At 46.9% G+C, this 18901-nt stretch carries 16 protein-coding genes; 7 read left to right on the top strand and 9 right to left on the bottom strand.

Annotation, left to right across the window (positions count from 1 at the left end; genetic code table 11):
- Positions 1-67: 67 nt before the first annotated feature.
- The gene (locus tag Q365_RS0105685; protein ID WP_028022429.1) at positions 68-664 is read right to left on the bottom strand and encodes a TetR/AcrR family transcriptional regulator; all 597 of its coding nucleotides are present in this window, start codon (positions 662-664) and stop codon (positions 68-70) included.
- Positions 665-973: 309 nt separating this feature from the next.
- On the opposite strand from Q365_RS0105685, the gene Q365_RS0105680 reads away from it, so the two are divergent.
- On the top strand, positions 974-1516 hold the full coding sequence (locus tag Q365_RS0105680; protein WP_028022428.1) for a DinB family protein: 543 nt from the start codon (positions 974-976) through the stop codon (positions 1514-1516).
- Positions 1517-1549: 33 nt separating this feature from the next.
- Here Q365_RS0105680 and Q365_RS0105675 read toward each other — a convergent pair whose 3' ends face one another.
- Positions 1550-2182 carry a flavin reductase family protein gene (locus tag Q365_RS0105675; RefSeq protein ID WP_028022427.1) on the bottom strand — a complete coding sequence of 211 codons (633 nt, stop codon included), beginning with the start codon at positions 2180-2182 and terminating at the stop codon, positions 1550-1552.
- A 163-nt stretch (positions 2183-2345) separates the two neighbouring features.
- Between Q365_RS0105675 and Q365_RS0105670 the strand changes: the two genes are divergently transcribed.
- The gene (locus Q365_RS0105670) at positions 2346-3308 is read left to right on the top strand and encodes a hypothetical protein (protein WP_028022426.1); all 963 of its coding nucleotides are present in this window, start codon (positions 2346-2348) and stop codon (positions 3306-3308) included.
- 136 nt (positions 3309-3444) lie between these two features.
- On the opposite strand, the gene phnP is transcribed toward Q365_RS0105670, so the two are convergent.
- The 4 genes from phnP to Q365_RS0105650 form a co-directional block, all read right to left on the bottom strand.
- A complete protein-coding gene (gene phnP, locus Q365_RS0105665) occupies positions 3445-4203 on the bottom strand; it encodes a phosphonate metabolism protein PhnP (protein WP_028022425.1) in 759 nt (252 codons plus the stop codon).
- Between the two features lie 799 nt (positions 4204-5002).
- Positions 5003-5314 (bottom strand): hypothetical protein, encoded by a 312-nt coding sequence (locus Q365_RS0105660; protein WP_028022424.1) that lies wholly within the window; start codon positions 5312-5314, stop codon positions 5003-5005.
- A gap of 199 nt (positions 5315-5513) precedes the next feature.
- Positions 5514-6071: a hypothetical protein gene (locus Q365_RS0105655; protein WP_245621501.1), complete on the bottom strand. Its 558-nt coding sequence runs from the start codon at positions 6069-6071 to the stop codon at positions 5514-5516.
- Between the two features lie 191 nt (positions 6072-6262).
- Complete coding sequence (locus Q365_RS0105650) at positions 6263-8806, bottom strand: Ig-like domain-containing protein (protein WP_028022422.1); 2544 nt, start codon at positions 8804-8806, stop codon at positions 6263-6265.
- Between the two features lie 330 nt (positions 8807-9136).
- Between Q365_RS0105650 and dctP the strand changes: the two genes are divergently transcribed.
- On the top strand, positions 9137-10174 hold the full coding sequence (gene dctP / locus Q365_RS0105645) for a TRAP transporter substrate-binding protein DctP (protein WP_028022421.1): 1038 nt from the start codon (positions 9137-9139) through the stop codon (positions 10172-10174).
- Between the two features lie 164 nt (positions 10175-10338).
- Entirely contained in the window at positions 10339-10893 is a 555-nt protein-coding gene (locus Q365_RS0105640; protein WP_245621513.1) for a leucine-rich repeat domain-containing protein, read from the top strand.
- Between the two features lie 9 nt (positions 10894-10902).
- On the opposite strand, the gene Q365_RS0105635 is transcribed toward Q365_RS0105640, so the two are convergent.
- Both Q365_RS0105635 and gloA2 read right to left on the bottom strand, forming a co-directional pair.
- Positions 10903-11229: a hypothetical protein gene (locus Q365_RS0105635; protein WP_028022419.1), complete on the bottom strand. Its 327-nt coding sequence runs from the start codon at positions 11227-11229 to the stop codon at positions 10903-10905.
- Between the two features lie 94 nt (positions 11230-11323).
- A complete protein-coding gene (gene gloA2, locus Q365_RS0105630; protein WP_211254242.1) occupies positions 11324-11722 on the bottom strand; it encodes an SMU1112c/YaeR family gloxylase I-like metalloprotein in 399 nt (132 codons plus the stop codon).
- 440 nt (positions 11723-12162) lie between these two features.
- On the opposite strand from gloA2, the gene dgt reads away from it, so the two are divergent.
- On the top strand, positions 12163-13623 hold the full coding sequence (gene dgt, locus Q365_RS0105620) for a dGTPase (RefSeq protein ID WP_028022417.1): 1461 nt from the start codon (positions 12163-12165) through the stop codon (positions 13621-13623).
- An 11-nt stretch (positions 13624-13634) separates the two neighbouring features.
- Here dgt and Q365_RS0105615 read toward each other — a convergent pair whose 3' ends face one another.
- Complete coding sequence (locus Q365_RS0105615; protein ID WP_035024559.1) at positions 13635-14261, bottom strand: TetR/AcrR family transcriptional regulator; 627 nt, start codon at positions 14259-14261, stop codon at positions 13635-13637.
- Between the two features lie 133 nt (positions 14262-14394).
- On the opposite strand from Q365_RS0105615, the gene Q365_RS0105610 reads away from it, so the two are divergent.
- Together Q365_RS0105610 and Q365_RS0105605 are read left to right on the top strand one after the other, a co-directional pair.
- On the top strand, positions 14395-15489 hold the full coding sequence (locus Q365_RS0105610; protein ID WP_028022415.1) for an efflux RND transporter periplasmic adaptor subunit: 1095 nt from the start codon (positions 14395-14397) through the stop codon (positions 15487-15489).
- 2 nt (positions 15490-15491) lie between these two features.
- Positions 15492-18581 (top strand): efflux RND transporter permease subunit, encoded by a 3090-nt coding sequence (locus tag Q365_RS0105605; RefSeq protein ID WP_028022414.1) that lies wholly within the window; start codon positions 15492-15494, stop codon positions 18579-18581.
- Positions 18582-18901: the final 320 nt, after the last annotated feature.

Below are 18901 nucleotides of genomic sequence, written 5' to 3'. Positions count from 1 at the left end.
ACGAATGTTCTAATTGCATCAACAATCAGTAGTGTTTTTTCAAATTGCGTCGTCACAAACAGAGTGATTACTTTTTTGCCCGCACTCTCGTAAACAGCTCGTCAATGCCGGTCCAAAACTTTTGACCGCCATCAGCTTCAAGTCCCAATGTTCTGAACAAATGGCTACTCAAATACAGGCCATACAATTCGTAAACGGTTTGCCAACAATCAAGGCTTTGCTCAAACTCTTCCAGTTCAATGCCTCTTTCGAATTGAATATGGAGGTAGTTCAGCCACTTTTTAATCGTTGCTTCCAGAGCGTGCTGCATCGGGTCGTCTTCAGTATGGCTTTCACGCCATGCATCCAGAAACATACAACTGCCTTGAAAAGAGCCATTCCAAGTCAGCCAGTTATCCAACATATGACGAATTTTGGCCTCGATGGAAGAATGTGATGCATCACGGCACGGTGCAATGACTCGTTCCGCAAATCGTTCGCCTGCATATTCCACCACTGCAGCTTGAAGATTGCTTCTCGCATTAAAATGAGCAAACAACCCACTTTTTGACATACCAACACGCTTTGCAAGCTCACCAATGGTTAAACTCTCAAGCCCTTCCCGACTCGCCATTTCAAATGCGATCGACAATATCTGTTCTCTGGTCTGCTTTCTCTTGCTCATAACTCTCTTCTGTATTGCGCTTATTCATTAATAGCACGAACGTTCGATTTTTCAATGAAAGTTCTTCTGGTCAGAGTAGTCGACCGTTGGCCTGTGGGGATTTGGCTTCTGTAATATGCTGGGATAAATGGCCATCAGGTCTTCTTTTTGGGGCACTCTCGCTATCCCTATCAAAGGATTACTGATCTTGCGATGTCAGAGTGGCAATTGCTTCGCGTAATCTTCAACAAAGTGACGTTGGCTAAGATTTATTCGCGAAATTTTCCACAGAGTACGTTAGCGTTGGCATAAATGAACAGGGAGTAAAATATGGAACTACAAGCCAACCTGAGAATGATGGCGCGATACAATCAGCGTATTAACAGTAACCTTCTCGACATATGTGGACACCTTAGCGAAGATCAGCTGAACCAAAATACACACGCGTTTTTCCCTAGTGCGCTTGATCACTGGAATCACATTATGTTTGGTGATCTGATCATGCTTCAGCGACTTGCCGCGAATAATGTCGGTGGGCTCGATGACACATCCCTCGCAGGGTTTCCGGTTTCACGCAAAGTTGATGACACATTTGCAACCACGCTATCGGGCTTCATCCCGCTCCGACATCAATTGGATGCCATTATCTGCGAGATGGTTGAACACTTGACTGACGAAGTCACCTCTGAGCCGTTTCATTACACCAATACTGAAGGCCAACGACTGACCAAGCTGGTTGGGGAATATTGTCAGCACCTCTTCAACCACCAAACCCATCATCGTGGTCAACTCACCTGCCTGTTGAGCCAATTTGGATTGGACTATGGCTGTATGGATTTACCCATTGTGGTCCCTGAAGGCGGGGCTATCTAACGACCCCCGCATCGAGACATCCAACTCATAATTTCACTCAATCTCTTCGACGTTTATGTTCGGTTTTGCGTAACTTAACCGAGCTAAACGGCGTGTGTCGTGATAACTGTCCAGCCCTGAAATCGCAACCGTCTCTAGCGCTTCAATATCAATGTAGCCATCACCAGCAATTGCCTTTTCATCCACCAGCACCTGAACAATTTCTCCGATGATCAACTCAGTGCCATTGATTGCCAAGGTCTGTACCTCACGCACTTCCAATGCAAATTTAACGCGACTCTCTGCCACATAGGGAGCTGCCACCCCATCTACATATTCCGGTGTCAGCCCTGCCTCAGTAAACTCAGAGACTTCGGCAGGATAACGCGCTGACGTCTGATGCGCTTGCTTCCAGATATCAGCAGAAACTTGATTAATGGTGTACATACCTGTTGCTTGAATATTTTCCAAGGTGTCACGCGTCACCGTGTGCGGGCGGCTAATCATTCCCACTAGCGGTGGGTTTGCGCCGATATGAAAGACCGAACTCACGATGGCAAGGTTATGATTGCCTTTGCCATCCGTTGTACCAACAAGGTTTGCGCTTTTAAAACCAGAAAGACTGTTGATGAATTTGGCACGGTAGCGATCGTCCATTGCGTTGATGTCTGCTTTATTCAATTCCATGGTTCGTTCTTTTTGAGTATGTGTGAAATGTAATACCGCATTCTGTCTTTTTTCGATCAACGCAATCATAGGAAATACACAACAAATAAAGTGAGTTAGGATGAGGCATTGGCTCCATACCCAAGCAATTTGCTCTCACCTCTCAAGCAATAACAAGGACAGTATGAACGGCGTAACGGGATTTCTAACACAGACATTTAAAGACAGCGTCAAAGTCGCTACAACGCTTTATAAAATAATGATCCCCACCATCATCGTAGTGAAGATATTTGAGGAATTTGGAGGTGTTATTTGGTTTTCGAACCTGATTGCCCCACTCATGCAATTTGTCGGCTTACCAAGCGAAATGGGATTGGTTTGGGCGACTGCAATGTTCATTAATATATACTCGGCATTGGTCGTACTCATCAACTTCGATGTACCAATGACGGTGGCGCAAGCTTCCATTCTAAGCAGCATGATCTTACTTGCCCATTCCATGCCAATCGAAGTGGGATTGGCAAAGAAATCCGGCGTATCGATTTGGTGGACAGTGTTTTGTCGCGTAGGCGGCGCATTGCTTTTAGCGTGGATTTTAAAACTCATCTATCAAGCAACGGGGTCATTACAAGATCCTGCACACATGATCTGGCAAGCCGCAAGTTCCGGCAAAGTTTCACTTACCGACTGGGCGATCAATCAGGTGCAAAACCTTGCGATAGTTTTCGTGATTATTTTTGCGCTTATTTTCGTACTCAACCTCCTTAAAGTATTGGGTATTGAGCGCTTAATTGGAAAGGCATTGAGTCCGTTTTTGCGGTTGCTTGGGATTAGTCGAGAAGCCACCAACCTGACATTGATAGGCATCACTCTTGGGCTTTCTTACGGGGGAGGATTGCTGATCAATGAAGCCAAAAAAGGCCATATTCCTCCGCGAGACATTTTCACGTCCATCACTCTGCTTGGTCTTTTACATAGCCTGATTGAAGACACGTTATTGATGCTTGTGATTGGCGCTGATTTCAACACCATTTTCTGGGGAAGGCTCATCTTCGCATTGGTGTTTGTCGCTGTGGTTTCACGCATGGCAAGACTCATTGATGGAAAGCCGTATGAGCGACTGTTTTACCGTTCAGTTTCTAACTAGCCATCGCTAACTAACCGTCGCCAACTAGCCATCGCTAACTAGATATAAATGACACGACGGCAGCATGATTGCGCCTTATAAAAAGGCGCAATACCACGTCACGCATTACGGCCGTCCAATGTTAGGAAGATTGCGCCTATATCTCCAATCCATCACGTCCAATTGTCACCCAACTAGGCACACCGTTTTCCATCAGCCATCGGTCAAGGTCATGGTTAAGGTGAGTAATGATAAATTCTTTGGGTTTTAGCTTTTCATTCAATTGACGCGCCGTTTCTAGATTACTGTGATTTTCATTGTCACTATCCGGAGGAAAGGAACAATCCATTACAATGGCATCAAGACGAGGTCGCTCCATAAGCCAATCTAACGTCTGTGCCGGTAACCCATCGGTATCGGTTAAATAGGCCACACTCATAATCCCGTATTCGAACACAAACCCCATAGTTGGGCGTGAATGCTTCATCGCAAGTGGGGTGATCGTTAGTCGATTAATTTGGAATGACTCGCCATGCTGAAATAGCGGTTTAAAGTCCAAACATCCCGAATGCTTCAGCAAATCGGCACAACCTTGCGGATCATCTGGGCACCAAACGGGGATGGGCGACGTATTGCCCCACCGCAAGTGAAACAAGCCTTGGACATGATCAACATGAAAATGAGTTAGCAGGAAACCATGGTAGGTTCCTGCAGCAAAACGAGAGTGAAGATCCATTATCCCTGCATCAATTAACAGACGCTCTTTTACACCACCTCGCCCCCATTCGAGCATGGCCGAACAAGGTTTTCTTTCGAACGCTGCTTGTTCCCTCGCCCTTTTGCATGCGCTACATTCACATCCGTACAACGGAACGCCTCCTGCAGCTCCCGTTCCCAACAACGTTAATCTGAGCATCTATCTTCCCAAAAATAAATTAAAGAGCGTCCGTTCACCAAATCATGCTCTGGTCTTATATACCCAAGCAACCTGAAAATAGCGAATTCAGGTTACTTGGGTATATCAGTGTCAGCTCAATATAGTTGGGATTGGCATGAAGGGGCTGCGCTTTGAGCGCAAGTCGCCGAGTTCAGCCCAACGCTCTAGCCACGAGCCAAAAAACGCAACAACGCGACAAATTAACTCTCGTACATGTTAACTGAGATCTATACCCAAGTAATCTGAAGATGTTCGATTTCAGAGGCCATCAGAGTGTTCAATTCAAGGCAAATTCTTGTAGGAATAGTCATTCTATTTCACAGGAATTTAACGATGAAGTGGACGCTCTGAGGGCCTCCCTTCGGGCGAGTTTACTGACGCCATGCTCGGTGTTGTCCCTTTTTGTTGGAGCTCACTACATCGGCAAAGTGACGCCTTGATCATAACGTCAGTACAGCTCGCTGAATCCTGCATCTTCAGGTTACTTGGGTATATATCATTTTGTTTTAAACGCGCTTTTAAAACTCTTGACGAGCAAGGAGGAATTCACATCAAGTCCGATATAGGAGAGTCAGTTTTACGGTGTTGGAAGAACCTAAAAACGAAGCGGCATCGATGGCATGGCGTGATTGTGAGGTCTTGAGTGGTGGCGCAGTATACTAACAGCAGCTTGCTGACCCAAAGTCATGTACTTAATAAGTCAAATCATGCACCTTAACCACGCAACCATCTATCACGATGCCGCTAAGGTGCAAGACTGGAGCCCAAAGGCTTTGTGTTAGTAACTCACACGAATTTCAACTTCATAAGGGGTTTTTAGCTGCACAGCTTCACCACTGCTTTCAATCATTTCGGTTGCCAGCACCTCGCCCGAAAACTCTGTTTTTCTGTTCTCAAACATATCCTGCCAGATATGGTCGAGGCTCAAGACTCGTGCATCACTGAAGCCTTCGAGGTTGAGTTTCACACAGTGTTGCCAATCATTGCCCTTGCCTGATTTCTCATACTCAGCACCAACACCAGCAATAGACCGTTTCGAAATCACTGCGACAGCAAATTCAGCAACTTCCTGTTCCTTCCATGTTTTCATCGAGCGCGCCTCTATTATTTGCAAGGTGAATATTATTTTTGGTAAATATTCGCTTTGACGAAATTATAGACACTTATTTGCATATTGTTTTTAGCTGAATGCTATCCATTGACGTGTTAGTCAACTGACGCGGAACGCATCCGAGGCTTTGAAAGGAATCGAAAACAAAAAGGCGGGAAGAGAAACAGCTGACAACGTCTTAGCGACGCCACCAAGTGGCCAAATGCAGCAGAGCAAAAATGCCATGCCCGTAGACATAGACTTCAATCGCGCCCACCGCGGTTTTATGAAACGATAGAAAATCAGGAGCAAGCGCACTGCCTTTAGCAAACAAAACAAACCACCATGCGCCAGTGAAAATCGCCAGAAACAGTGCTAACAATCCAAGACCTTCTACTGTCGCGGCTAACCCTCCGTGTTGCGGTTCGGGCAAATGCCATCTAAGCAAAGCTCTGACATCTTGCTGAATTGCGCCAAATTTTCCAAATGCCCACGGGTAAAGATCGGTCAAACGACGACGATGGATAACCACAATGAAAAATATTAGGCCGACAAACATCAGGCCAAGTCCACCATACATGTGTAATTCATCAACTGAGGTAATCTGAGTGTGGGAGGTGTCGCCTTGAACATGCATGCCAAATGCCGTGACAATTTGATATATCACCCATGTCATGGTTATCACATGCAACCACTTCTCAGACTTTGGCAGTTGAGAAAAGAGGTAAGAAAGCCCTCTGAATGTTTTGTTTCCCACAACGTGATTCATCACTTTATGTATCTCTGGTGACCTAACGCAGAGTATATGAAGGATAAACCGACGCTAACGTCATGGTTACGAGACAAAGCGGTATGTTGAAAAAAGAAAAAGTCGGCAACCTAGGGTTACCGACTTTTGTCATCACTTTACACGGTTACGCGTAAAGTAGGTTGAATGTCATCTGAGTGTTACTGACCTGTATTCATCGCTTTTAGCTTGTCACCAACAGGGCCAGAGAAGTTATAACCATCATGCTGATCCCAGTTAATTGACCATGTCATCACACCACCAAAATTCGGATAGTTAAATGCAGGAACAACCGTGCCACAGCCCGTGCCTTTGGTTAAACAATCTAACGCATCAAGAATGTTACGTGTTGGTGCTTGGCCGGAGTTTGCAGAACTAGGCCCAGACGGTAAACCAATTGCCACTTGGTCATCGCGAAGCGGCATAAACTGCGTACCGTTTGCCAATTCAAACCCTTCTACCAACATCTTAGATTGCGCTACCATCATGTCCACAGACCCTTCTGGTGCAGCACCTGAAAGATACGGGTTAGGCAAACCACCATTGTTGTACAGTTGAACATGCAGCAAATCGAGCGTATCGCGCAGCGCATCAATCAATGGAATGTAAGCGCCCCAAATACCGGTATACGCCACCATACCACCTTGAACATATGGATGTTCAGGAGCCATTGTCAGGTACATATCTCCGCCCATGTTGGCTTCGATTTGTTTCAATGCACGTGGCAGTCTTGCCTGAATTTGAGAGCCATGAACCAGGTTAGATCCACTTTCTAAGTCAATATCCAGCCCATCAAATCCCCACTCTTTAATGATGTCAGTCAAGCTCGAAACAAACGCCGCTTCGTCAGCATCAGTGTTAAGTGTGATGGTGCCTTCTGCACCGCCCAAAGAAAGAACAAACACTTTGCCTTTCGCCTGCAACGCGGCCATTTCTTGCTTAAAGACTTGCGGATCTAACGGTGCACAGGTGCTGCGAATATCACCGTTATAAAGGTTGAAATGCACAGTACCGTTGCTGTTGCGATCGTTCTCTGCAAATGCGATATCAATGATATCCCACGCTTCTGACATCTCGCTGAGTTTCAACGGACAGCCTGCTCCATTCACAAAGTTATGCCAGTAGCCAATCAACTTATGTTTCACTGCTGATTGCTCAAACACTTTCACTGTCGCACCCTGAGTTGCTGCTGTTAAGCCGCTGCTGTCTGTTGCTAACGCAGACACAGTAAAGCTGCCCACACCACCAGGTGTCCAGTTTGCGCTGTATGGCGCACTGGAATCCGTTGCAACAACCAAACCATCAACAAGGAAGTCGACTTTCGTGACGCTGCCGCTAAGTGCACTGGCTTCTGCCGAGAGTGAAACCACTTTACCCAAGCCATAAGAACTGCCTGCTGAAGGAGAAGTTAGGCTCGCTACCAAAGGTTGATCGCTGACATTGATCAACACACCTGCTGTACCAGTGTTACCTTCGTTGTCGGTGGCTACTGCACTTAAGCTAACTTCATCCATACCTTGAGCTGACCAATTCACGCTGTAAGGCGAAGTCGTATCTACACCAATGCTTTGCCCTGCAGCAAAGAACTCAACGCCTTCAACGCTTCCGTCAGCATCAGTTGCATCAGCCGACACTACCAGCGATTCACCGGCAAGCACCGTGGCGTTGTTGGATGGCGCAGTAAATGTGACGGTAGGAACGATGGCGCAAATGCCCAACTCCGTCCATGCATCCGTCCAGTACTGACCATTTTTCGGCTCGTAAGCCCATGCGGCATCAGATGAACACCAACCTGACACATCGCACTGATATTTGTAGTTACCATTTTGTACGATAGCGCCAGCAGCGTAAGAGGTACCCGCTTTGTACGTTGGCACACCAGCACAGCCGCCACCGACTGCCTCACCAGCAACACTCACTGTCACTTCACCCGCCCAAGCAGAAAGACCATCTTGATCTGTCGCTCTGGCGTTAAACGTATGGCTGCCTTCTACCGCAGGCCAGTTCAATTCGTAAGGTTCAGTGTCGTCGGTACCCACTATTTTGTTGTCGACATAAAAATCCACACTCGCGATCGGGCCATCAGCATCTGTTGCAGTCGCTTGCAGCAATACGTTGTCACCGACTTTGAGCTGTGACGAGCTAGTAGGATTGGTCAATTGCGCCGTTGGAGGGAAACCAAAGTCAGCAGGGACAACGCTGACTTGCACGCTCTGCTCACTGCTTGCGCCTTCATTGTCTGTTACGACAGCTTTAATGGTGTACTGCCCTTCTGTGGCTAGCCACTCCAAGGTGTACGGTGCAACATTTGCCACACCAACGCTTGATCCGTTTGCGAAAAATTCAACGTCAGCCACTGCGCCATCAGTATCTGATGCGGTAGCTGATAGAGAAATGGTGTCACCGTCTGTAAATTGGGCATTATTAAGTGGGGAGGTAACAGAAACGACAGGGATAGCGTTACCCGTGGTGGTACATTGACCTAATGCTTCCCACTCTTCCCACGGGCCAGAGTTTTCGGCTGGATTCTTTCCAGTTGTCCACCACTTGGCCTTATACGCATCCCCTTGATGAGTCACCTGCGTGCCACCGTTGTATACGTCATTCGTATCCCACGTTGGGAGAACATTACAATCGACTGCCCACGCAGGCAGTGCGATCGCGACACTCAGAGCTACCGCTGAGTAAACCATGGTTTTTTTCATGATGGTTTTGTGCATGATGAATTTCCTTATTCGATAATAAGATACAGAGGATTTCCACTTTATTCTTGCCGTGAAATATCCCAAACCCATCATGGTTAACTTTCACTCCTCGCTCCAAGCGCTGTGCGCGTTTTTTGTTCACATTTGCTACATCATTTCAAAGGTATGACGCAATTAATCACCTCATAACATTCAAAATTCAGACATCAACACGCTTTTATTCCCTCAATGTCTCATTGACTACACTGATGACAACATGCGTTTTGGGTTATCACATTAAGTAGGGAAGATTTATTCATCGGCATACGCCAACGCGAAGGACACGCAAACATGACGACGAGAAATTGGTATCTGAAAACACTCTCCATGTCGGTACTTTTGGCATCGCTATCAATTTGCTCTGCCTTTGCCGCGGAAAGCTCAACCAAAGTGTGGCGCTTTGGTCTCGAGGAAATAGAAGGCTCCGTTCAGGATATCTACGCACAAGCCTTTAAGCGAAAAGTTGAAGACAAATCTAAAGGCGAAGTTCTAGTCGATATCTATTCGTATGGCATGCTGGGAGAATCAGAAGATTTAACGAACCTCACCGCCAACGGCACGCTTCAACTGACCCATGCATCTGTAGGCATTCTCGGTGCGTATATTCCCGAGATGCAGGTGTTTACCATCCCTTATCTGTATTCCAATAACGACGCGCACACCAAAGACGTGCTGGCCACTAACCCTACGATTTATGAAATCGTGGGAAATGCATTGATTGATAAAGATCTCCGCTTGATGACACTCTACCTTGAAGGTGACATGGTATGGTCCACGAATAAGCCCATTCGCAAGCCGACTGACTTTAACGAGTTTTCGATGCGAGTGATGAACTCATCGCTAGTGATAAAAACCTTTGAGCTATTAGGCGCAACGCCCGTCCCTATGCCCTATTCACAAGTGTATGGCGCTCTACAAGCTCGCATCGTCAGTGGGCAAACTAACCCAGTATTCTCCATTGAAGAGATGAAGTTCTATGAAGTGACTGAATATCTGATATGGGCGGGACAACAGAAGTTCACCACGTCCGTACTGGCGAACCAGGCTTGGTATTTATCATTATCACCCGCTCACAAACGCATGCTGAATGAAACGATTGAAGAGCTCACCCCTTATATCTTTGAACAGCAAACGGCACTCAACAGCGCGCAGTTAGCAGCCATCAAAAAATCCAAGCCCAGTATGGGGATCATTAAACTGACGAAACGTGAGCAGGCCGCATTCAAGGCAGCATCAGCCCCCGTGCGATTGCAATATATTGAAAATACTGGCCCTACCGGACAACGGTTACTCGATGCATTGGAAGTGGCGCTGGCTCCGTCCAAGTAGTTAACTGCATTCCAATAGAGTGAGCGTTATTGCTTCTGTACGACGCGACGATCGTCACTGATACCCAAGTAACCTGAATCGAGGCGTCATTCAGGTATACAATACAAAGAGTTCGTCATGACACCTTTACAACATATTTGCACTAGAGGACGCCTGCATTGAAAGTGATCAGCTATTTCCTTTTTGTCTTCGTTATCGCTTTCGCGCCAAGCACGGCAATAGCCAATAAGAAAAATCTTGGGTTTGTTGATACGATAAAACTGCATGGCTATATTGATGGTTACGGCAACTTACGTCTGAAAAATGCCAAGTTTACGGAGCTTCCCGAGCCACTAGACGTAAAAGGTTTTCTTGATATTCAAGGCAGTGAGATCACCCGCCTACCTAAAGAACTGACCGTTTCTGGCTACTTGAACGCCTCACATTCAAAAATTACCCGCGTACCTAAAGTAGACGTGGGCGGTTATATGAATTTCACCAGTTCAAAAGTCGCAGTACTGCCTGCAGGATTAAAAGTAAAAGGGGATTTGAGTTTGGTGGACACGCCCATCACTGCACTCCCAAGAAGGCTAAATGTGCAAGGGAACCTCTATTTGTCGAACACTGGCATTACTAGCCTGCCACCTGATCTTCGCGTGGATGGAAATCTCTATTTAAGGGGATCAAAGGTCAAAACCATTCCTGAATCTGTGCGTATTGGCGGTAGGATCTATCGATAGGTTTGGCAGCTACGCGGCCTTTCTCGCGTCACGAAACTGCGCAACTTGCACCGAGTGGAGTTTGCGACGCAATGCGATACCGTAACGATACATCTTGCGCCCTTTTACCTTTGCCTCACCTTTATGTTTAATCACCACGAAGAAAATAGGCATTGAATTGACCCGCAATTCACAGGGTCCTTCATCGAGTTTCCACTCGGACACAAAGCCGATGCCTTTCTCCGAAACATCAGTGATCACAATATTCACGCGAGGCAAAAACTTGTGGGCCCAAAGCAGTTGGCCTTTCACTCGCGGATTACAGACAAATCGCCGCCAACGGCGTACTTCTTTCATTACCTAACCAATCATTGCATATCAACTAGTCACATATTACCAAGCTTGCACTCACCCGCCCGAACCATAAGTGAGACAAAGATCACTTAGTATTTTACACTTCATCAACAGTAACTTCGTAGAGCTCTAAAGGCAGCCCATCGGGGTCGTTAAAAAATGTAAAACGACGTGACGTGTACGGGTCGATGCGAATAGGCTCACAAGCGACGCCCTGCTGTTCTAATTGCTTCACCCCTTGTTCAACATCCACACATTGAAACGCCAAATGTCGCAGCCCTTGCGCTTCAGGATAAGAAGGTCGTTTCGGGCTACCCGGAAATGAAAACAGCTCAAGCTGCCTGCCATCAGGCAAAGCGACATCCACCTTCCACGAGTCCCTTTCGGCGCGATAGTGCTCGTCCAGAAGGCTTAATCCCAGCACATTGATGTAAAACCCTTTAGCACGTTCGATATCGCTGACGATCAGCGCGACATGATGAACACCTGAAATCAAACTCATGATTATCTCACTCAAAAATTTTGCCAAATGGTGGTGAATTTTACCAACCACCATTCTGACATGGCGACATTAAAAATGGCCACTCACACTAAATCACTTAATATTCAATTAATTAAATCTAATACATTGTTGGCATCGTATTTGCTGAAAGAACGGTTATACCCACAGGGAGTCTTAGAATGTCAGCGCCTAATCGAAAACACCAGTACATGCTTGGCTTTAGCATCTTTACCATTGGCTTGGTGGTCGGTGTCACCGTGCTAACACAGGCTTTCAACTAGCCCATAAATTGTTTATACCCAAGTAACCTGAAGATGCAGGATTCAGCGAGCATCTTCAGGTTACTTGGGTATATGTCCGGACACTTATGTATACATTCGGCCTTTCCACGGCTAAGGTGATGAAATAACGTTTCTTAGTGTCAGGAAGCCTTGATGTCCGCGATCGATTTCAGCAAGAAAGTCAGTTCCGCTCGACCACATCCATTTGGAAGTCATCTTCAACGAGCCTTAGAAAGTGATCGGGGACGCATCATCAATTCTGCGCCAATACGGCGCTTGCAGCAAAAGACCCAAGTCTTCCCCTTGGAACGAAATTCCGCCGTGCGCAGTCGTCTTACACACTCATTAGAAGTGCAACAAGTCGGTCGTTTTATCGTCCACACTATTTACGATAAGTTAAGTGACGATCAAAAACAGCAATATGGTCTAAACGGCCTCGATCGTGCCATCGAATCATTGGTCGAAATGGCCTGTTTAATGCACGATATGGGCAACCCTCCATTCGGGCACTGTGGTGAAGATGCTATCAACCGCTGGTTTGAACAGCACCTCACTCAGCTCAAGCCAATGGTGAATTTAACCGATTCCCTGCCAACCGAGTCAATTAGGCCTCTCACGCATGAACTTTGTCACTTTGACGGCAACGCACAAGCCATTCGATTGGTTCACTCCCTGCACCGTTTCAACCTCACATACAGCCAAGCCGCTGCCGTACTGAAGTACACGCGCCCAGCGACAGAAAACAAACACGATGTTCCGAGCGACAAAAGCTACCTCACCAAAAAGGTCGGTTACTACGCAACAGAAGCCAGCTATGTTGAGGACATGATGACAACGCTAGATATGGCGAAATACTGTCGTCATCCTCTTAGCTACATCATGGAAGCAGCAGATGATATTTCTTATTGCTTAGCGGATTTAGAAGATGCGGTCGAAAAGCGGATTTTGTCGCTAGAAGCACTGACTGAGCACCTTAAACGCACCTATGAAGGCATCGAACCCGACAATCGCCCGATAAAAAGCAATCAAACATTCAATGACTTATTGAATCGCGTTTACGACGAAGCGCAAGTTGACGAAATCAGTAAAACCCACAAATTTTTCATCAAGTTACGTGTCGTTATGGTGCATCCGCTGGTTAACCATGCCGCAAATCAGTTTATCGACCATATCGAAACCGTATTCACGGGAGAGTTCAACCGTGCGCTGATTGAAGATGACAGCCAATTTCATGCTATCGCCAAAACGTTCAAGCAAGTGGCCATTAACCACGTCTTTAACGACCAAGAAGTCGAAACGTTGGAATTGCAGGGGTATAAGATCATTGGCGGATTGCTCGATCAATATCGTCCCTTGCTTGACCTGCCACTGGAAGATTTTCAAAAAATTGTAGAAGGTGAAGGACGCTATTACCCCGTCGAACGTCGATTGTTTAACAAACTATCGCGTAAGCATGTTGCTGCTTACACATTGGCGCGCAAAGAGGCTGTCGCCCCAATCGATCCCGACCTTTGGGAGTTTTATCTTCGCTGCCGATTACTGCAAGATTATATCAGTGGGATGACCGATCAGTTTGCGTTTGATGAGTACAAATCGTTGATGGTGAGCGGGTAATCCCTCAGGCGCTATTTCTCTGGTGATACATACCCATAGCCACGAAGAAAAACGTCCACGCTTTTACGGACATAAGTACGACGAGTGTCCTCGTCCTCGCCAGCATCGAAGCCAAAAAATCCCCAATAGACAGAGCGACCATGTAACATCAGTAGAAGTTGCATGGCTGCAGCTTCTGTATCTTCACAATGAGGAAGATGCCCATTGGCAACCAATTTACCGAAATAGTCACTCAGCAAAATGATATTTCGCTTCGGCCCTTGCTCTAGAAAGATTTTGGCAATTTCAGGATGTGTATCTGATTGACGAATCGTATTCTGAAACGTGTTACGTGCTTCATCACCCAGCAACATGTTTTGAAAAAGCCATCCATATTCATTCAACACATCACTTGCTGAACGCTCATCGCTCATCAAATCCCAGTTCAAACCTGATTTCATGCATTTCTCGATAATGCAGGTTTCAAAAAGCTGATCTTTGCTAGAAAAATGCGCATATACCGTTTGCTTGCTCACTTGAGCATGCTCAGCGATCGCATCCATAGAAATGCCATACCCTTGCTTAGAAAAGAGCTCAATCGCGGCACTTAGGATCTGCTTTCTCTTTCGCTCTTTTCGCTGAGTCAAATGCGTTGTCATTGATGTTCCTTGAATGAAACTTCTTAAAATTATTGCCTAATCAAACTAGACAGTCCAGTTTGATTGCTCTATTTTTAATCAAAGTGGACTGGACAGTCTAGTCTAATATTAAACGGACATTGAGTATTTCGCCATGCATAGGTTTGCCCCCACGTTTGCTTTGGTCTCTTCGCTCTCGTTATTGTCAGCTTGTGGCAGTGAAAGCAACGCTGAGCCCGAGACAAACGCAACGAATATTCCGATGGTTACAGCGCTTGTTGTCGAAATGTCTCCCGGCTATTCCTTGAATCGCGAATTTGTCGGCACAGTGCAGGCAGGGCAAAACGCCAAACTCGGGTTTGAACTTGGCGGAAAAGTGAATGCACTGATGGTCGATGTGGGTGATGCAGTCAAAAAAGGCGACCCATTAATCGCGTTAGATACCCAATTATTGGATACCGAAACACAGCAGTTATCTGCGCAGTTAGAACAACTCGATGCCCAACTTGACCTCATTCAAAACAACCTTCAGCGCCAACGCCAACTAAAGAAGAAAGGCTTTAGTGCCGACGCAGAAATTGATTCGTTGACCAGCCAACGTGACGCACTTCGGGCGAATGTCCGTCAGCTTGATGCCTCATTGGCTTCGACGGAACTGCGCAAAGAAAAATCCACCATATATGCTCCTTATAATGGAAAAATCAGCCAACGATTCGTTTCTCATGGCGATGTTGTTAATGTTGGTGCTCCAACGCTGACGCTATTGGCTGATTCACAAAAAGAAGCACAAATCGGTGTTCCTGTTACTGCGTTAGCTGACATCAATCGAATGACTAATCCCATCATTCGCGTTCGCGACGACCAATACCCAGCTCAGTTAATGAACCCAGGCGCAGACATCGACATGCGCTCGCGCACCGTCACCCTCAGGTTCCTGCTGCCTGAACAAACGTCCGCATTAAATGGCGAACTGGCTTATCTTCAATACGATCACCACACGCCTAACGAAGGCTTTTGGATGCCCATCACTGGGATAACCGACGGATTACGTGGTATGTGGAACATTTATGCTGCCGAGGTAGATGATAACGGCGAGCACCACATTTCACGCCGTTCGGTGCAAGTGCTTTATGCTGACGACAGCAATGCCTATGTGTCAGGCGCCATTGGTGACGGTGAATTAGTGGTTACCGAAGGCGTCCATCGCATTGTTTCCGGCCAACAGGTTAACGTTGCAGCGGAGCAATGATGATGGAAAAGCTGCTTACAAATACGCGTTTGATCGTTCTAATGACGGTTCTGCTTTTGGTTTCAGGACTCTCTGCGCTATCAACCTTGCCCCGCGCCGAAGATCCAGCACTCATCAATCGATGGGCAACCATCAGCACCCCTTATCTTGGCGCTAGTGCAGAACGAGTCGAAGCACTCGTCACTGAAGAAATTGAAAAATCTCTGCGTGGCCTAGATGAAATCAACCTGATCGAGTCTCAATCTAAACCGGGGATTTCTGTTATCACGGTAGAGCTTAATGACGATATCATTGATACCGAACCTGTTTGGTCAAAGATCCGTGACAAACTCGGCGATGCCTCGCCACAGCTACCTCAAGGTGCGCTGGAACCACAGTTTGACAACGATCATTCCAATGCCTTTACCTATATCGTGTCTCTGCAATGGCAAGGTGACAGCAATCCTGATCCATTAATCCTCGGCCGCTATGCCAGCGAGCTCGCTAAACGATGGCGAAACCTATCCGACACCGACTTTGTTGATGTACATGGCCTGCCTGATGAAGAAATTCTGGTTACGCTTGATGTCGCTGCCTCTAGTGCATTGGGGCAATCAGCACTGAGCCTATCGAACGCTATCTCTGGCGCTGATGCAAAGAACGCCGCCGGTGAGCTCCACAGCAAGGACAATCGTTTTCAACTAGAAGTAGCAGGGGCGCTTGATTCTGTTGACCGAGTTAAGCGAGTGCCCGTTGCGATTGATGACAGTGGCTTTCTTGTGCGGCTTGAAGATATCGCATCGGTCGAAAGAGCTGCCGCTTCTCCGCCGTCTCAAATAGCCGTAATAGATGGTACACCCGCTGTTCTTGTCTCTGCTCGCATGCAGAGCGATATTCGTGTCGATCGCTGGACACAAGCGGCAGACAATATGCTCAATCGCTTTCGATCCGAATTGCCGAATAACATCTCGCTAGAACCTATATTCAAACAAGCTCGATACACCGAAACCCGTCTTTCCGATTTGGTCCAAAGCTTGCTGATAGGCTTTGGATTAGTGCTCATTGTACTGTTCATTACGCTAGGGTTTCGCTCTGCACTGCTCGTTGCATTGTCACTGCCGATTGCGTCAGCCTTTACGCTAGCGATGATGAGTTTTACTGGTCTTCCCATCAACCAAATGTCAGTCACGGGTCTGATTGTGTCACTCGGGATCATGGTAGATAACGCCATTGTGATGGTCGACACCATTCAGCACTACAGACAACAAGGAGTGAAAAGGCTCGAATCAGCACTGCGAGCGATTAGACACCTTTGGCTGCCGCTGCTCGGGTCAACCTTAACCACAATTTTAGCGTTTGCACCGATCTTCTTGATGCCAGGCCCAGCTGGCGAATTTGTTGGCGCGATTGCCATTACGGTGAGTTTCTCACTCGTCGGCTCATACATGGTATCGCAATTGATTGTTTCCGCTTTTGCAGCGCGATGGCTTCCATCCGGAGATACCAGCACACGTTGGTACCACGCGGGCATTTCATTGCCGAGAGTTAGCGCGATGTTTCGTGCGTCAGTACGTGGTGCCGTACGCTTCCCTTTGATTGCCATTCCACTGGTATTCGTTGTACCGGCCTCGGGTTTTTGGGCGGCAGGCCAACTCACAGAACAGTTTTTTCCGCCGTCAGACCGAGATATGTTCGAGATCCAAGTCTATCTTGCGCCCCAAGCCAGCATGACAGCAACGCTTGAAACAACACAAGAAATTGACCGAATCATGGCGAAGAATGAAAACGTTGAAAGCGTCGGTTGGGTGGTCGGCACAAACTTCCCCTCGTTCTATTACAACATGATGGGCAGACAACGTGGTGCGCCAAATTTCGCTCAGGCCATGGTGAAAGCCAAGGATTTTGCAGCCGCCAATGTCATGATTCCTGAGTTACAAGATCAGTTATCTCGCGCTCTGCCTCATGCTCAAATATTAGTCAGGAAGCTTGAACAAGGCCCCCCGTTTAACGCGCCGCTAGAGGTACGCGTATACGGACCCAACCTTGATAAACTCCGTGAGATCAGTGAAGAAATCCGTTTGCTGATGGCACAAACACCTGATGTCATCAACACTCGTGAAACCATGCAGCCGGGTGTACCAAAAGTTTCAATCAATGTGAATGAAGAGGCTAGCCAGCTTACAGGCATGTCATTGAACGATATCGCAAACTTACTCAATGCCTCCATGTCTGGCATTGTTCAAGGCAGTGTAATTGAGGAAACAGAATCTATTCCCGTGAGAGTCAGAGTGGATGATGAGTCGCGAACCAGTTTGTCTGAACTTAGCCAGATTCGATTTCCACTGGCACAAGCAAGCGGCCAAATGGACTTGCCCCTGACCGCCATTGCAGAGCTAAGCGTCGAACCAAGTCGTGGCGCTATTCCACGTCGAGATGGTGAGCGGGTCAATGTCATTGAAGGATACTTGATGGCGGGCGTATTGCCTCAAACTGCACTTAATGCATTTAACTTAAAACTTGAGCAGGCAAATATTCAACTGCCACCGAGCTACCGTATTGAATTTGGTGGCGAATCCGCTGAGCGTAATGAATCGGTCAACCAGCTCATGGCGAACCTAACCATCGTTATCACCTTGTTGGTAGCGGTCGTCGTCGTATCGTTTAACTCATTCAGGCTCAGTGGCATTATTTTTCTGGTAGGAGCACAAGCCGCTGGCTTGGGCCTACTTTCTGTCTGGTTTTTTGGCTACCCGTTCGGCTTCACCGTGATCATTGGTTTACTGGGTCTTGTTGGACTGGCCATCAATGCAGCGATTGTCATATTGGCCGAACTGAAAGCGAGCCCAGCAGCTAAACAAGGTGAGAAAGACGCGATTGTTGATGCAGTGAGTAGCTGTGGTCGCCATATTACCTCAACCACAATCACCACGATTGGGGGCTTTTTACCACTGATATTGGCAGGTGGCGGATTCTGGCCTCCCTTTGCTATTGCCATCGCAGGCGGTACTTTACTGACCACGTTACTTTCATTCTATTTCGTCCCTGCAGCCTTTAAAATTGCGGTATCCGTCTATCCGTTGGACAACGTAAATTCCCTCGAAAGCCAGTCTTAACACAAACGGAAGGCAAAAAAACAGCCACCTAAAAGGTGGCTGTTTTTCTATTTGATGAATCCACAGCAACTACAACGCTGAAATAACAGGACTGGCCATCAAGCCCATTAGCAGCAAAATTGGAAGTAAAAGTTTTATAAAAAACGGAACCCGCATGTTGGCTTTCCTTGTAATCGTCTCTCTGTGAAGTAGTTACGCATCGATATGCAAACTAGCTCACCTCTAACTCAACTGAATATTGCCGAAGCACAATAATTATAGGCACAGATTTATAATCTCACATACGGAATTGCATACGTTTTTGGACATTAATTTTGATC

Origin of the sequence: Enterovibrio calviensis DSM 14347 (assembly GCF_000621165.1) — a bacterium.
Lineage (GTDB): Bacteria > Pseudomonadota > Gammaproteobacteria > Enterobacterales > Vibrionaceae > Enterovibrio > Enterovibrio calviensis.
The sequence above is the reverse complement of the archived record's forward strand: the minus strand, read 5'-3'. Positions and strand labels throughout refer to the sequence as shown.

Excerpts from the sequence above, each read along its gene's own strand:
- Q365_RS0105635 (WP_028022419.1), bottom strand. The coding sequence starts at position 11,229 with ATGAAAGAAGTACGCCGTTGGCGGCGATTTGTCTGTAATCCGCGAGTG.
- Q365_RS0105680 (WP_028022428.1), top strand. The coding sequence starts at position 974 with ATGGAACTACAAGCCAACCTGAGAATGATGGCGCGATACAATCAGCGT.
- Q365_RS0105675 (WP_028022427.1), bottom strand. The coding sequence starts at position 2,182 with ATGGAATTGAATAAAGCAGACATCAACGCAATGGACGATCGCTACCGT.
- Q365_RS0105670 (WP_028022426.1), top strand. The coding sequence starts at position 2,346 with ATGAACGGCGTAACGGGATTTCTAACACAGACATTTAAAGACAGCGTC.
- Q365_RS0105650 (WP_028022422.1), bottom strand. The coding sequence starts at position 8,806 with ATGAAAAAAACCATGGTTTACTCAGCGGTAGCTCTGAGTGTCGCGATC.
- dctP (WP_028022421.1), top strand. The coding sequence starts at position 9,137 with ATGACGACGAGAAATTGGTATCTGAAAACACTCTCCATGTCGGTACTT.
- Q365_RS0105660 (WP_028022424.1), bottom strand. The coding sequence starts at position 5,314 with ATGAAAACATGGAAGGAACAGGAAGTTGCTGAATTTGCTGTCGCAGTG.
- Q365_RS0105605 (WP_028022414.1), top strand. The coding sequence starts at position 15,492 with ATGGAAAAGCTGCTTACAAATACGCGTTTGATCGTTCTAATGACGGTT.
- Q365_RS0105610 (WP_028022415.1), top strand. The coding sequence starts at position 14,395 with ATGCATAGGTTTGCCCCCACGTTTGCTTTGGTCTCTTCGCTCTCGTTA.
- Q365_RS0105685 (WP_028022429.1), bottom strand. The coding sequence starts at position 664 with ATGAGCAAGAGAAAGCAGACCAGAGAACAGATATTGTCGATCGCATTT.
- dgt (WP_028022417.1), top strand. The coding sequence starts at position 12,163 with ATGTCCGCGATCGATTTCAGCAAGAAAGTCAGTTCCGCTCGACCACAT.
- phnP (WP_028022425.1), bottom strand. The coding sequence starts at position 4,203 with ATGCTCAGATTAACGTTGTTGGGAACGGGAGCTGCAGGAGGCGTTCCG.
- Q365_RS0105615 (WP_035024559.1), bottom strand. The coding sequence starts at position 14,261 with ATGACAACGCATTTGACTCAGCGAAAAGAGCGAAAGAGAAAGCAGATC.